This is a genomic window from Geodermatophilus obscurus, from assembly GCF_900143215.1.
Classification (GTDB): domain Bacteria; phylum Actinomycetota; class Actinomycetes; order Mycobacteriales; family Geodermatophilaceae; genus Geodermatophilus; species Geodermatophilus obscurus_A.
On sequence record NZ_FRDM01000015.1, the window covers coordinates 1 to 13,855 of the forward strand.

At 74.8% G+C, this 13,855-nt stretch carries 13 protein-coding genes; 6 read left to right on the plus strand and 7 right to left on the minus strand.

Going from position 1 to position 13,855, the window contains the following annotated elements:
* The 3 genes from BUB17_RS14630 to BUB17_RS14640 form a co-directional block, all read left to right on the plus strand.
* On the plus strand, positions 1 to 1,080 hold a 1,080-nt coding region (locus BUB17_RS14630; protein WP_432416392.1), incomplete at its 5' end, for a helix-turn-helix domain-containing protein.
* A gap of 223 nt (positions 1,081 to 1,303) precedes the next feature.
* Positions 1,304 to 2,893 (plus strand): DEAD/DEAH box helicase, encoded by a 1,590-nt coding sequence (locus BUB17_RS14635; RefSeq protein ID WP_244277226.1) that lies wholly within the window; start codon positions 1,304 to 1,306, stop codon positions 2,891 to 2,893.
* 94 nt (positions 2,894 to 2,987) lie between these two features.
* Positions 2,988 to 3,488, plus strand: a complete 501-nt coding sequence (locus tag BUB17_RS14640; RefSeq protein ID WP_072919184.1) for a hypothetical protein — start codon at positions 2,988 to 2,990, stop codon at positions 3,486 to 3,488.
* A gap of 37 nt (positions 3,489 to 3,525) precedes the next feature.
* Here BUB17_RS14640 and BUB17_RS14645 read toward each other — a convergent pair whose 3' ends face one another.
* The gene (locus BUB17_RS14645; RefSeq protein ID WP_072919186.1) at positions 3,526 to 4,056 is read right to left on the minus strand and encodes a helix-turn-helix domain-containing protein; all 531 of its coding nucleotides are present in this window, start codon (positions 4,054 to 4,056) and stop codon (positions 3,526 to 3,528) included.
* A gap of 63 nt (positions 4,057 to 4,119) precedes the next feature.
* Here BUB17_RS14645 and BUB17_RS14650 point away from each other — a divergent pair, with 63 nt between their 5' ends.
* From BUB17_RS14650 to BUB17_RS14660, 3 genes are all read left to right on the plus strand, one after another.
* Positions 4,120 to 4,458: a hypothetical protein gene (locus tag BUB17_RS14650; RefSeq protein ID WP_208983408.1), complete on the plus strand. Its 339-nt coding sequence runs from the start codon at positions 4,120 to 4,122 to the stop codon at positions 4,456 to 4,458.
* Position 4,459: 1 nt separating this feature from the next.
* A complete protein-coding gene (locus BUB17_RS14655) occupies positions 4,460 to 5,386 on the plus strand; it encodes an alpha/beta hydrolase family protein (protein ID WP_072919190.1) in 927 nt (308 codons plus the stop codon).
* Positions 5,387 to 5,490: 104 nt separating this feature from the next.
* Complete coding sequence (locus BUB17_RS14660) at positions 5,491 to 5,988, plus strand: cupredoxin domain-containing protein (RefSeq protein ID WP_072919191.1); 498 nt, start codon at positions 5,491 to 5,493, stop codon at positions 5,986 to 5,988.
* Positions 5,989 to 6,197: 209 nt separating this feature from the next.
* Here BUB17_RS14660 and BUB17_RS14665 read toward each other — a convergent pair whose 3' ends face one another.
* From BUB17_RS14665 to BUB17_RS14690, 6 genes are all read right to left on the minus strand, one after another.
* Positions 6,198 to 7,205, minus strand: a complete 1,008-nt coding sequence (locus BUB17_RS14665; RefSeq protein WP_072919193.1) for a sugar phosphate isomerase/epimerase family protein — start codon at positions 7,203 to 7,205, stop codon at positions 6,198 to 6,200.
* Between the two features lie 91 nt (positions 7,206 to 7,296).
* Complete coding sequence (locus BUB17_RS14670; protein ID WP_072919194.1) at positions 7,297 to 8,460, minus strand: Gfo/Idh/MocA family protein; 1,164 nt, start codon at positions 8,458 to 8,460, stop codon at positions 7,297 to 7,299.
* Between the two features lie 66 nt (positions 8,461 to 8,526).
* Positions 8,527 to 9,555 (minus strand): substrate-binding domain-containing protein, encoded by a 1,029-nt coding sequence (locus BUB17_RS14675; RefSeq protein ID WP_072919196.1) that lies wholly within the window; start codon positions 9,553 to 9,555, stop codon positions 8,527 to 8,529.
* A gap of 208 nt (positions 9,556 to 9,763) precedes the next feature.
* Positions 9,764 to 10,930 carry an ABC transporter permease gene (locus BUB17_RS14680; RefSeq protein ID WP_072919197.1) on the minus strand — a complete coding sequence of 389 codons (1,167 nt, stop codon included), beginning with the start codon at positions 10,928 to 10,930 and terminating at the stop codon, positions 9,764 to 9,766.
* 10 nt (positions 10,931 to 10,940) lie between these two features.
* Positions 10,941 to 12,485, minus strand: a complete 1,545-nt coding sequence (locus BUB17_RS14685; protein ID WP_083606344.1) for a sugar ABC transporter ATP-binding protein — start codon at positions 12,483 to 12,485, stop codon at positions 10,941 to 10,943.
* A 181-nt stretch (positions 12,486 to 12,666) separates the two neighbouring features.
* Positions 12,667 to 13,836, minus strand: a complete 1,170-nt coding sequence (locus tag BUB17_RS14690) for an ROK family protein (RefSeq protein ID WP_244277227.1) — start codon at positions 13,834 to 13,836, stop codon at positions 12,667 to 12,669.
* Between the last annotated feature and the right edge of the window lie 19 nt (positions 13,837 to 13,855).

The window sequence follows — 13,855 nt, forward strand, 5'->3', positions numbered from 1 at the left end:
TCAGGCCCGAGTCCGGCCGGGACATCAGGCCCGAGTCCGGCCGGGACATCAGGCCCGAGTCCGGCCGGGACATCAGGCCCGAGTCCGGCCGGGACGCGCCCCCACGACGTCGCCGTCCTGGCGCTGCCCGGCTCCATCGCCTTCGAGCTCGGTCTCCCCCACCGGCTGCTGGAGTCCGCGGTCGACGCCGACGGGCACCGGCTCTACCGGGTGCGGGTCGCCACGCTCGACGGCGGGCCGGTCCGCACCTCGGCCGGGTACTCGATCACGCCCGAGCACGACGCCTCGCTGCTGACCTCCGCCGGGACGGTCGTCGTCCCGGGGGTGCACGGCGGGCCGGCGATGACCGACGGCACGCTCCCCGACGGGCTCGCCGACGCGCTGCGCACCGCCGCCGGGCACGCGCGGCTGGTGTCCATCTGCACCGGCGCCTTCGTGCTCGCCGCCGCCGGCCTGCTCGAGGGGCGCCCGGCCACCACGCACTGGATGCACGCCGAGACGTTGCAGCGGCTGTTCCCGGCCGTCCGGGTCGACCCCGGCGTGCTCTTCGTCGACGACGGCGACGTGCTGACCTCCGCCGGCAACGCCGCCGGCATCGACCTGCTGCTGCACCTCATCCGCCGCGACCACGGCGGCGAGGTGGCCAACCGGGTGGCGCGGCGCAACGTCGTCGCCCCGTGGCGGGAGGGCGGCCAGGCCCAGTTCGTCGAGCGGCCGCTGCCCGAGGTCGGGGACGTCGGGACGGCGGCGACCCGCGCCTGGGCCGTCGAGCGGCTGGCCGAGCCGCTGACGCTGGCCGACCTCGCCGCGCACGCGCGGATGAGCGTGCGGACCTTCACCCGCCGCTTCCGCGACGAGACCGGCCTGTCGCCGCTGCGCTGGCTGGCCGGGCAGCGGCTGGCGCTCGCCCGGCAGCTGCTGGAGTCCACCGACGCGCCGATCGACCGGGTCGCCGACGAGGCCGGCTTCGGCACGCCGGCGTCCCTGCGCCAGCACCTGCGGGCCACCATCGGGGTGGCGCCGGGCACCTACCGGCGCAGCTACCGCGGCCGCGGTGTGACCGGCGCCTCCCCCGTCTGACGGCACAGGCCGGCGCCGCGTCTGGTTGAGTAGCAGTACCGGCGTTGCCCTGCTGCCCATCCGGGGCGCAGGACCGGACGTCGGGCTGCGGCAGCGCCACCCCGGCGCGCCCGGCTGTCCGACGTCCCGCCGACGACGCGGTACCCGGCCCTGCCCCGTGCAGGGCCGCGAGTGCGCTCGTGCCGGGTCGCCCGACGGCGAACCGAGCACCGAGGAACACCCCATGACCCCGCACGACCAGTCCACCCCTGCCCCCGCGGGCACCCGCCGCCGCCGCGGCGGCCGCGGCGGGAGCAGCCGCCCCGCGACCGGCCAGCGCACCGAGCAGCAGCCGGTCGCCCCCGTCGGCGGCGACGCCATGCCGTCCGCCCGCCCCACCACCCCGGCGACGCTGCCCACCGACACCACCTTCGCCGACCTCGGCGTGCCCGCCCCGCTGGTCGAGGTGCTCGCGGCCAGCGGCATCACCGCCCCGTTCCCGATCCAGGTGGCCACGCTGCCGGACACCCTCACCGGGCGCGACGTGCTCGGCCGCGGGCGCACCGGCTCGGGCAAGACGCTGGCCTTCGGCCTGCCGCTGGTCGCCCGGCTGGCCACCTCCGACAGCCGCCGGCAGCCGAGGCGGCCGCGCGCGCTGGTGCTGGTGCCGACCCGCGAGCTGGCCAACCAGGTCGCGGCCGTCGTCGACCCGCTGGCCCGGGCGCTCGGCATGAAGACGACGACGATCTTCGGCGGTGTCGGCCAGAACCCGCAGGTGCAAGCCCTCGCGGGCGGCATCGATGTGCTCATCGCCTGCCCCGGCCGGCTCGAGGACCTCATCGGCCAGGGCCACTGCGACCTCTCGGCCGTCGAGATCACCGTCCTGGACGAGGCCGACCACATGGCCGACCTCGGCTTCCTGCCCGGCGTCAAGCGGCTGATGGACCGCACCCCGGCGACCGGTCAGCGGCTGCTGTTCTCCGCGACCCTGGACAACGGCGTCGACGTGCTGGTCAAGCGCTACCTGCACGCTCCCACGACGCACTCGGTCGACCCCGCGGTGGCGCCGGTGGCCACGATGACCCACCACGTGCTCCGGGTGGAGGCCGCCGACAAGCCGGCCGTCGTCCGGGAGCTGGCCTCGGGGCTGGGCCGCAGCGTGCTGTTCACCCGCACCAAGCACCAGGCCAAGAAGCTCGCCAAGCAGCTCACCGCGGCCGGCGTCCCGGCCGTCGACCTGCACGGCAACCTCAGCCAGAACGCGCGCGAGCGCAACCTCGAGGCGTTCAGCAGCGGCGAGATCCGGGTGCTCTGCGCGACCGACATCGCCGCGCGCGGCATCCACGTCGACGACGTCGCGCTCGTCGTGCACGTCGACCCGCCGGCCGAGCACAAGGCCTACCTGCACCGTTCGGGCCGCACCGCCCGGGCCGGCGCCGGCGGCACCGTGGTCACCGTCTCCACCCCCGACCAGGCCGGCGAGGTGCGCACCCTCGCCCGGCAGGCCGGCATCACCCCGACTGTGAGCGCCGTCCGCCCCGGCGCCGTGGAGATCAGCGCGCTGACCGGTCCGGCCGCCCCCCACGTGGAGCCGGCGCCCGCCCCGGAGCCCCAGCCGCAGGGCCAGGGCGGTGGCCGACGCCGCCGTCCGGCGGGCGGGTCCGGTCGCTCCGGAGGCCAGCCGGGCGCCGCGTCCGGCGGCGGGACGACGTCGTCCTCCCGCGGCTCGGGCCGCGCATCGGGTCCGGCGCGCACCCGGGCCGAGCTCGCCGCCCGCGCCGGAACGCACTCGGCGGCGTCGTACAGCGGGCGGTCCCGCCGCGGGGGCCGCTGACCGGCCGCCAGGATTGACCCCCGAGGTGGTGGGCACAGCAGTCCTCGCCAGGGCCAGGCCGGGCCCTGACCGTCTGCGACCAGCGAGGAGCACCATGGCACTGCCCATCACCCTGTCCGAGATCGCACCCCGCATCTCGGCCGGCGCGTTCATCCTCAACAGTGGCCTGGGCAAGCGCGGCGCCGACGAGGGCACCGCGGCCGGGCTGCACGGCTTCGCCACCGGCACCTACCCGTTCCTCAAGGACGTCGACCCGGCGACGTTCGTCAAGGCGCTGGCCTACGGCGAGATCGCCGTCGGGACGGTGCTGCTGACGCCGTTCGTGCCCACCGCGGTGGCCGGCGCGGCGCTGACCGCCTTCTCCGGCGGGCTGCTCGGGCTGTACCTCAACACCCCTGGGATGCGGAAGCCGGGCAGCCTGGCGCCGACCCAGGAGGGGCTGTCGGTGGCCAAGGACGTGTGGCTGCTCGGCATCGGCATCGGCCTGCTCACCCGCGGGACGATCGACCGGGAGCCGCGCCGCGTGCGCAAGGCCGCGAAGACCCTGGCCAAGGCCAACAAGCGGGTCACCAGGGCCGCCGACCGCGCCGCCTGACGCGGCACGGGGCCGGGAACTCCCCGGCCCCGTGCGGTCACCCCGGCAGGAACACCTGGCTGACGATCCGGCGCCGGCGGGCGCCGCCGGGCTGGAGCGCCAGCCGTGCGGTCAGCACCGCGCGCAGCTCGGTCACCAGTCCGGTGAACTCCTCGTCGTCGAGCCACAGCGCCACCTGGCGGTAGCCGACCCCGTCGGCCGCGGGGTCGAGCCCCGGGCCGGCCGCGGCGTCGGCGTACCGGTCGAAGTCCGCGAGCAGCGCGGCGACGAAGGTGGCGAAGGCCCGCCGGTGCTCGTCGACCGACATCGCCGCGGCGTCCGCGGCGCCGACCGACGCCGCCTCGGTCACCAGCCGGTAGCTGCGCTCGGCCGCACCGCGGACCTTCCGCTCCCCCACGACGGCCAGCACGCCCGCCTCGGCCAGCACCCCGACGTGCCGGTACAGCGTCGCCAGGGGCACGTCGGGCAGCTCGCCGCGCAGGTCGGCCGTGGTGAGCGCACGGTCGCCGAGGAAGGCCTGCACGATCCGCAGCCGCACCGGGTGGAGGAGCAGGTCCGCCGTCGCCATGACGCCACCGTTCTCATAGTTGACATCGTTCTCAGTATCGATAACGATGATGCCATGGCGACCGTGACCACGACACCGCAGACCCTGCACGTCTCCCTCACCCGGGCTGAGCGCGTCCTCGGCCTGCTCCGCGACCTCAAGGTCCCGCTGGCCGCCGTGCAGTCGGTCGAGGTCGTCCCCGACGGGCCGGCCGCCGCCCGCGGGCTGCGCGCGCCCGGCCTCGGGCTCCCGGGCCTGCGCCTGATCGGCACCTGGCGCCGGCGCGGGGAGAAGGCCCTGGTGTCGGTGCGGCGCGGCCAGCCGGCGGTGCGCGTGCACCTGACCGGGCAGCGCTTCGACACCCTGCTGCTCGGGGTGGACGACCCGGCCGCGGTCGCCCGTGCCCTCTCCCCGGCGCGCTGAGGTGCGCGAACTGCCGGTGCAGGTGTCCGGCCACCCCTCGCTCGCCGGGACCCTCACCCTCCCCGACGCCCCGACGCCGGTGCCCGCGGTGCTGCTGGCCGCCGGGTCCGGTCCGCTCGACCGCGACTCGAACCACCGCCGCCTGCGCTTCGACGTCACCCGGGCGCTGGCGCAGGCCCTGGCCGAGGGCGGGCTCGCCTCGCTGCGCTACGACAAGCGCGGTGTCGGCGGCAGCCCCGGCGACTGGCGGGCCGCCGGCCTGTACGACAACGTCGACGACCTGGCCCGGGCGCGCGACACCCTGGCCGCCCGGCCGGAGGTGGACCCGGACCGGATCGTGCTGGCCGGGCACAGCGAGGGCGCCGTCCTGGCCGCCGCGCTGGCCGGTCGGGGTGTCCCGGTGGCCGGCGTCGTCCTGCTGGCGATGAGCGCGACCCCGGGCGCGGAACTGCTCCGCTGGCAGGCGCGGCAGATCGCGCCCATGCTCCCGGCGCCGGTGCGCGGCCTGTTCCGGCTGCTGCGCACCGACCTGGAGGCGAAGGTCGCGGCCAACCACCGGAAGATCCTCGCGACCACGGCGGACGTCGCACGGATCGGCGGCGCCCGCACCAACGCCCGGTGGCACCGCGAGTTCCTCCGCCACGACCCGCGGGCCGACCTCGCCCGGCTGACCGTCCCGGTCCTGGCCGTCACGGGTGACAAGGACCTCCAGGTGCCGGCCGACGACCTCGCCGTCCTCGCCGCGACCGTGCCCGGACCGGTCGAGGTCCGGCGGGTCCCCGACCTGACGCACACGTTGCGCCGGCAGCCGCGCGTGCCCTCGTTGCGCCACTACCGGGAGGAGCTGCGCCGTCCGGTCGACCCGGATCTGCGCGCCACCGTGGTCGCCTGGTGCCGGAGCGTGACGGGAGTGCCCGCGTCGTCGTGATCCCGGGGTCGGGGGGTTCCCCGAGGTGCTTGACCCCTGCAGCATCTGCGGGCACGGGGAGCCGCCGCCGGGGCGGGATCCCGTCGGCTCCCAGGAGGTCCCGCGTGCCCCACGCGACCGGTCCCACCCGCTCCGCCCGCCACGCCGCGCCGCTGGTCCTGGCCCTCGGCATCGGCCTGCTCAGCGGCTGCTCGGGGGACGAGGGCGCCGCGGACGCCGCGCCGTCGAGCAGCGCACCGTCGAGCAGCGCGGCCTCGAGCAGCGCGGAGGCGAGCACCTCCGCGTCGTCCGCGCCCGCGTCGAGCGCCCCGGCGGAGGCCGAGAGCCAGACGGTCGCGGTCACCGAGGGCGAGATGTTCATCGAGCTCTCGGAGGACTCGTTTTCAGCCGGCACGTACACCTTCGAGGTGACCAACGACGGCCGCATGCCGCACGACTTCGTCGTCGAGCAGGGCGGCAGCGACGTCGCCGGCACCGAGGTGCTCCAGCCGGGCGAGTCGGCCACGCTCGAGGTCGAGCTGGCGCCCGGCGACTACGTCTTCTACTGCTCCGTCGGTGCCCACCGGGCCGCCGGCATGGAGGTCACGGTCACCGTCGCCTGAGGAAGGACCCCTGCTCCCCGCCGCGGGAGCACGAGCGGCGGGGAGCGGAGCGGCCCCCTGGAGGGTCCCGCCGCGAGCCCGGTGACGTGCTGGAACGGCCCCCTGCAGGGAGAAGGACCCCGTCCTCCTCACCACTCGCACGCTCGCGGCGAGCCTCGCGACGGGGCCTGGCGCGAGCCTGCGAGTGGCGGGGGCAGGGGGTCCTTCCTTCAGTTGCCGCTGGCGAAGGCTGCGTCGAAGGCGGCCGCGGGCGGGTCGAAGGCCAGCCGGCGCACGAACGCCAGCGCCTCGGGTGCGCCGACGAGGCGGTCCATGCCGGCGTCCTCCCACTCGACCGAGATCGGCCCGTCGTAGCCGATCGTGTTCAGCATCCGGAAGCAGGCCTCCCACGGGACGTCGCCGTGGCCGGTGGAGACGAAGTCCCAGCCGCGCCGCGGGTCGGCCCAGGGCAGGTGCGACCCCATCCGGCCGTTGCGGCCGTTGCCCACCTGCTTCTTCGCGTCCTTGCAGTCGACGTGGTAGATCCGGTCCTTGAAGTCCCAGATGAACGACACCGGGTCGAGGTCCTGCCAGACGAAGTGGCTCGGGTCCCAGTTCAGCCCGAACGCCGCCCGGTGCCCGATCGCCTCCAGCGTGCGCACCGTCGTCCAGTAGTCGTAGGCGATCTCCGACGGGTGCACCTCGTGCGCGAAGCGGACCCCCACCTCGTCGAAGACGTCGAGGATCGGGTTCCACCGGTCGGCGAAGTCGCGGTAGCCGTCCTCGACCATCGAGTCGGGCACCGGCGGGAACATGGCCACGGTCTTCCAGATCTTCGACCCGGTGAACCCGACGACGACGTCCACGCCGAGCCTGCGCGCCGCCCGTGCGGTCAGCTTCATCTCCTCGGCCGCCCGCTGCCGCACGCCCTCGGGCTCGCCGTCGCCCCACACCCGGGCGTTGACCATGCCCTTGTGCCGCTCGTCGATCGGGTCGTCGCAGACGGCCTGGCCGTGCAGGTGGTTGGAGATGGCCCACACCTCCAGGCCGTACTTGTCCAGCAGCGCGAGGCGCTCCTGCACGTAGGAGTCGTCGTTCGCGGCGCGCTCGACGTCGAGGTGGTCGCCCCAGCAGGCGATCTCCAGGCCGTCGTAGCCCCACTCGGAGGCGAGCCTGGCCACCTCCTCGAACGGCAGGTCGGCCCACTGGCCGGTGAACAGGGTGACAGGGCGGGGCATCGCAGGGTGTCCTTTCGTCCGATGAGCAGTGATGGCCTCGTCCCGGGCACCGCCCCGAGCCTGCGGGGGGTGGGGAGGACGAGGTCCTTTCTCAGATCTCGGTCCACACGGACCGGGCGGCGGCGCTGCGCTCGACGGCGTCGAGCACCCGCTGCACCTGCAGCCCGTCGGCGAAGGACGGCGTGGGGTCCTCGCCCTTGGCGATGGCGGTGACCAGGTCGACGACCTGGTGGGTGAAGCCGTGCTCGTAGCCCAGGCCGTGCCCGGCCGGCCACCAGGCGCCGACGTAGGGGTGGTCGGGCTCGGTGACGAGGACGCGCCGGAAGCCCGCGGTAGCGGCCGGCTCGTCGCCGTCGAAGAACTGCAGGACGTTCATGTCCTCGAAGTCGAAGGCCAGGCTGCCGCGGGAGCCGTTGACCTCGATCCGGATGGCGTTCTTGCGGCCGAGCGCGAAGCGGGTCGCCTCGAAGCTGGCCAGCGCCCCACCGTCGAAGCGGCCGAGGAAGACCGCGGCGTCGTCCACCGTGACCGTGCCGGTCCCCTGCCCGGCCACGCCGGAGAGCGACCCCTCGGACGCCGGCAGCGGCCGCTCCTCGACGAAGGTCTCCAGCAGCGCGCTGACCCCGGTCATCCGCTGACCGGTGATGTGCTGGGTGAGGTCGACGATGTGCGCGCCGATGTCGCCGAGCGCGCCGGAGCCGGCCCGCTCCTTCTGCAGCCGCCACGACATGGGTGCGGCGGGGTCGGCGATCCAGTCCTGCAGGTACTGGGCTCGCACGTGCCGGATCTCGCCGAGCCGGCCCTCGGCGACCAGCTGCCGGGCCAGGCCGATGGCCGGGACGCGGCGGTAGGTGAAGCCGACCATCGACCGGACGCCGCGCTCGGCGGCGCGGGCGGCGGTCTCGGCCATCGCCTCGGCCTCGGCCACCGTGTTGGCCAGCGGCTTCTCGCAGAGCACGTGCTTGCCCGCCTCGAGCGCGGCGATCGCGATCTCGGCGTGGGTGTCGCCGGGGGTGCAGACGTCCACGAGGTCGACGTCGTCGCGCTCGAGCACGCGGCGCCAGTCGGTCTCGGTCGACGTCCAGCCCAGCCGCCCGGCGGCGTCGGCGACGCGGACGGCGTCCCGGCCGGCCAGCACGGTGAGCTCGGGACGCAGCGGCAGGTCGAAGAAGTGAGGGGCGGTGCGCCAGGCCTGGGAGTGCGCGGCGCCCATGAAGGCGTAGCCGATCAGGCCGACGCCGAGGGTCGGGGTCATGCGGTCTCCTCACGGGAGTCGCCGGGGGACGGCGCGCCGTCCCCCGGCGACCGGCGTGTCAGCGGGTCAGGACTCGAACGCGGCGTCGATGTACTGGTCGACGTTGTCGGCGGTCACGACGGGGGCGTCGAGCACGATCCGCTGCGGCACCCCCTGCGAGGAGAGGTCGGACAGGCTCTTGCCCTGCACGATGAGCCGGGCGAGCGCGATGCCGTCCGCGGCCTGGGTGTGCGGGTAGATGACCGTCGCGTCGAGCACCGACTGGCCGCCCTGGATCTCGCGCATCGCGTTGGCCGACCCGGCGCCGCCGACCATGACGAACTCGTCCCGGCCGGCGTTGTTGATGGCGGCCAGGACGCCGACGCCCTGGTCGTCGTCGTGGTTCCAGATGGCGTCGATCTGCGGCGCGGCCTGCAACAGGTTGGCCGCGGTCCGCTCCCCGCCCTCGACGGTGAAGTCCGCCGCCACGCGGTTGTCCACGTTGAGGCCGCATTCGGACAGCGCGTCGGCGAAGCCCTGGCTGCGGTCCTGCGTCAGCGGCAGCGAGTCGATGCCGGCGATCTCCGCGACGACGGCGTCGGGCTTGTCGCCCACCTGCTCGCAGATGTACTGGCCGGCCGAGACGCCCATGCCGTAGTTGTCACCGAGGATGGTGGCCTGGGCGGCGAACGGGCTGTTGAACTCGCGGTCGACGTTGATGACCGGGATGCCGGCCTCCATGGCCCGCAGCGCGACCGGGGTCAGCGCGGCGCCGTCGAAGGGCAGCAGCACGATCGCGTCGACGCCCTCGTTGATGAACGTCTCGACCTGGCTGATCTGGGTGCTGACGTCGTTGGTGCCCTCGGCGATCGAGAGCTCGACGTCCTCGTAGCCGTCGGCCTCGGCCTGGGCGGCCTGGCTGATGCCGGCCATCCAGCCGTGGTCGGCGGCCGGCGCGGAGAACCCGATGCGCACCGTCTCGCCGGCCTCGTCGTTGGGGCTGGCGGCCTGGCCGCCGCCCCCGCCACCGCCGCCGCCGGCGCTCTCGGGGGTGTTGCTCGTGCAGCCGGCGACCAGGACGCCGGCGCCGAGGACGGCGAGCGCGGTCGACGTCACACGACGCCCTCGGACCCGGCTCCGCGAGCCGGTCCGCTCCTCGCTCGTTCCTCGCTGCGATGCTCCCGGCTCTGTCGCCGGGCGACGGAACGGGCGCTGCCTCGCTGCAGACATGTTCTCTCCTCGGGTATCGCCTCCCTGGCTGTCGTCGGCCAGGTGGTCGGGGTGGTGCGGTGGTGCCGGTCCGGGACAGCTGCCCCGGGCCGCGTCAAGGGCGGTCGGTCGTCGCGCCGGGCGCGGGGCCGCCGGGGCCGCCGGGGGTCGCGCCGCCGGAGACCGTGCCGGCCGCGCCGGCCGGGGCGGGCGGGCTGCCGCCGTCGGATCCGCGGCCGAGCCGGCGCAGGCTGAACGAGCCGGTGGCCAGGCGCATCTGCAGCAGGACGGCGACGACGATGATCACGCCGCGGGCGACGGCCTGGGCGGAGCTGGACAGGTTGTTCAGCGTGAAGACGTTGCCGAGCGTGGTGAAGATCAGCACGCCGAGGACGGTGCCGACGATCGTGCCGCGGCCGCCGATGAGCAGCGTGCCGCCGATGACCACCGCGGCGATCGCGTCCAGCTCGTAGAGCGTGCCGTGGGTGGAGCTGCCGGTCGTCGTCCGGGCCATGAGCATGACGGCGGCGATGCCGCAGGTGACGCCGGAGAGCACGTAGAGCCACATGGTGTGCCGCTGCACCCGGATGCCGGCCAGCCGGGCGGCCTCGGCGTTGCCACCGACGGCGAAGGTGCGCCGGCCGAACGTCGTCCGGTTGAGCAGCACCCACCCGGCGACCGCGACCAGCGCGAAGATCACCACGAGCGTGGGGACGCCGAGGACGTCGCCGGAGAAGAAGGCCAGGAAGTCGCGGTCCTGCACGATCTGGGTGCGCCGGTTGGCGATGATCTCGGCCAGGCCGCGGGCGGCCGCCAGCATCGCCAGCGTCGCGATGAAGGCGACCAGCTTGCCGTAGGCGATGACGATGCCGTTGACCAGCCCGCACCCGGCTCCCACCAGGAGCGCAGTGACCACCATGACGATCCAGTGGAAGTCCGCCGCCATGGCCTGGGTGGCCAGCGTCGTCGCCCACACCGAGGACAGCGCCACGATCGCGCCGACGGACAGGTCGATGCCACCACCGATGATCACGAAGGTCATGCCGATGCTGACCACGCCGATCACGGCGGCGCCCCGCAGGATCGTCAGCACGTTGTCGACGTCGAGGAACCGGTCGGGGGCGGTGGCGGTGCCGACGACGCAGAGCACCACCAGGGCGACCACGAGGCCGAGGTTGCGGCCCACGGGCCCGGCGAGGAAGCCGGGGCCGCTGCGGCGCGCTGCCGCGCCGGACGGCTGCCGCGGGGCGTCGGTCCCCGTCGTCACGGTCGTGCTGCTCATGCCACGTCCCTCATGCCACGTCCCCTTCGCGCTGTGCGTGTGCGGCGCCATGGGCGGCCGCCTCCTCCATGACCAGGTCGAGCACGCGGTGCTCGTCGAGCGCGCCGGCCGGTTCCTCCGCCAGCACGCGGCCGTCGCCGATCACCAGGACCCGGTCGGCCAGGCCGAGCACCTCGGGGATCTCGCTGGAGACCACGACGACGGCCACGCCGCGGTCGGCCAGCCCGCGGATGAGCGCGTAGATCTCCGACCGGGCGCCGACGTCCACGCCGCGGGTGGGCTCGTCGAGCAGCAGCACCCTGCAGTCGCGCAGCAGCCACCGGGCCAGCACGACCTTCTGCTGGTTGCCGCCGGACAGCGTCCGGACCTCCCGGTCGACGTCGGCCGGCCGGACCTCCAGCGCCGTCACCTGCTGCCGGGCGGCCTCGGCCTCGGCGGACCGGGACAGGAACCCGGCGCGGGCGAACCGGTGCAGGCTGGACAGGCTGATGTTCCGGGAGATCGACTCCCCGAGCAGCAGGCCCTGGCTCTTGCGCTCCTCGGGGGCCAGGCCGACGCCGGCGGCGACCGCGGCGGCGACGTCCCCCGGGCGCAGCCGCCGGCCGCCGACCCGGACGGTGCCGGCGGTCGGGCGGCGGGCGCCGTAGACGGCCTCGAGGATCTCCGAGCGCCCGGAGCCGACCAGGCCGGCCAGGCCCACGACCTCCCCCGGGCGGACGGTGAACGAGACGCCGGCGAAGGAGCCGCGCAGCCCCAGCCCCTCGACCTCGAGCAGCGGGGCGGCGTCGGGGTCGGGGTGCTCGCGCCGCTCGGGGAAGACGTACTCGATGTCGCGGCCGGTCATCAGCGTGATGACCTCGCGCGTCGGGGTCTCGCGGGCGGGCAGGCCGGTGGCGACGGTGCGGCCGTCCTTGAGGACGGTGATCCGGTCACCGACCTCGCGGATCTCCTCGAGGCGGTGGGAGATGTAGACGACGGCGACGTCGTGGGCGGTGAGGTCGCGGATCACCGCGAACAGCCGCTCGACCTCCTCGCTGTCCAGGACGGCCGACGGCTCGTCCATGATGATCAGCTTCGCGTCCTGGGAGAGGGCCCGGGCGATGCTGACCATCTGCTGGGCGGCCGCAGACAGGGAACCGACCTCCGCGGTGGGCCGGATGTCGGCGTGGCCGAGGCGCTCCAGCAGCCGGGCGGCGGCTCGGTTCGCCGAGGACGGCCGGGTGAGCCCCAGCCGTGCGTGCTCGCGGCCGAGGAAGACGTTGTCGGCGACGGTGAGGCCGGCGACCAGGTCCAGCTCCTGGTAGATGGTCGCGATCCCGAGCGACATCGCCGCCTGCGGGTCGGCGAGCCGGACGGGCTCCCCCCGCCAGCTGATCCGGCCGGCGTCGGGCTGGTGCGCCCCGGCCAGCACCTTGATCAGCGTCGACTTGCCGGCGCCGTTCTGGCCGAGCAGGCAGTGCACCTCCCCCGCCCGGACGTCGAGGTCGACCCCGTCCAGCGCCCGGACGCCCGGGAACGACTTGACGACTCCGTGCACCTCCAGCAGAGGAGGCACCCCGGCGCGGGGAGGAGGGACAGCCACTGCGACACCACCCAGACTTCTGCTCAACACTGACCATTAGTCGGCTGAGGCGAGAACATAAGGGCAGTGCCAAGGGTGGTCAAGGGCACCGAACGGTGGTTGTCGAAAACGAGACCTGGACGGGGATGCTGCGCGTTCCCGCCGGGCGGTCGGCTCAGCGGGCGAGGGCCTGCTCGACCGAGTCCTCGTCGAGGAAGCCCTCGATGGCCATGAGGGCGGCGCCGACCCGGCCGGAGAGCTCCGGAGCCGCGCTGACGGTGATCTCCAGCGCGCGGGCGGCCAGCGGCATCGACCGCCGGTAGACCGACTCGCGGATCCCGGCCAGCAGCGGGACGCCGGCCTGGGCCACGCCACCGGTCACCACGATGCGGTGCGGGTTGAAGAAGTTGACCAGCGCCGCGAGCACCGTGCCGATCGTCCGCCCGGCCTCGCGGACCAGCTCGATCGCCGCACCGTCACCCTGGGCGGCGCGCTCCACGACCTCGCGGGTGGTGCTGACCGGGAGTCCCGCCGCGACGGCGTCGCGGAGCAGCGCACCACCGCCGGCGAGCGCCTCCAGGCAGTTCTCCTGGCCGCAGCGGCAGGTCACCAGCCGCCCGTCGGGCGTGGTCACGTGGATGTGCCCGATGTCCCCGGCGCTGCCCTGCGCCCCGCGGTAGACCCGCCCGTCGACGATGACGCCGCAGCCGATGCCGGTGCCGACCTTGACGACCAGCACGTCCTGCACCGACCCGGCGGCGCCCATCTCCCCCAGCGCCATGACGTTCACGTCGTTGTCGACGTAGACCGGGCACTCGTAGCGGCCGAAGGCGCTGGGGATCGGGAAGTCGTGCCAGCCGGGCATGATCGGCGGGTGCGAGGGGCGCCCGCTGGAGTGCTCCACCGGGCCGGGCACGCCGATGCCGATGGCGCACACGTCGGCCGGCTCCAGGTCGGCCTCGGCGAGGACCAGCTGGGCCAGCCGGTCGACCTCGGTCAGCACCGGGCCGGGGCCGTCGGCGATGTCGATCGGGTGGCCGATCGTGGCGAGGATCTGCGCGGAGAGGTCGGTGACCGCGACGTCGACGCTCGTGACGCCCAGGTCCACGGCGAGCACGCAGCCCGCGCGGCTGTTGAACTGCAGGATCGTCGGCGGGCGCCCGCCGGTGCTCCAGCCGCGGCCACCCTCGGCGAGGAGATTGGCCGCGATCAGCTGGTCGACCCGGGCGCTCACCGTGTTCCGCGAGGCGCCGGTCAGCGCGACCAGCTCCGCCCGGCTGCGCGCGCGGCCGGTGCGGACGTGCCGCAGCAGCGCACCGGCCGAGGCGGCGGAGGAGGAGGCCACGAGCACATCGTGTCACGCA

Bases quoted from the DNA above. Each gene is read 5' to 3' on its own strand.
- BUB17_RS14665 (WP_072919193.1), bottom strand. From the start codon at position 7,205: ATGCCCCGCCCTGTCACCCTGTTCACCGGCCAGTGGGCCGACCTGCCG.
- BUB17_RS14670 (WP_072919194.1), bottom strand. From the start codon at position 8,460: ATGACCCCGACCCTCGGCGTCGGCCTGATCGGCTACGCCTTCATGGGC.
- BUB17_RS14645 (WP_072919186.1), bottom strand. From the start codon at position 4,056: ATGGCGACGGCGGACCTGCTCCTCCACCCGGTGCGGCTGCGGATCGTG.
- BUB17_RS14680 (WP_072919197.1), bottom strand. From the start codon at position 10,930: ATGAGCAGCACGACCGTGACGACGGGGACCGACGCCCCGCGGCAGCCG.
- BUB17_RS14640 (WP_072919184.1), top strand. From the start codon at position 2,988: ATGGCACTGCCCATCACCCTGTCCGAGATCGCACCCCGCATCTCGGCC.
- BUB17_RS14635 (WP_244277226.1), top strand. From the start codon at position 1,304: ATGACCCCGCACGACCAGTCCACCCCTGCCCCCGCGGGCACCCGCCGC.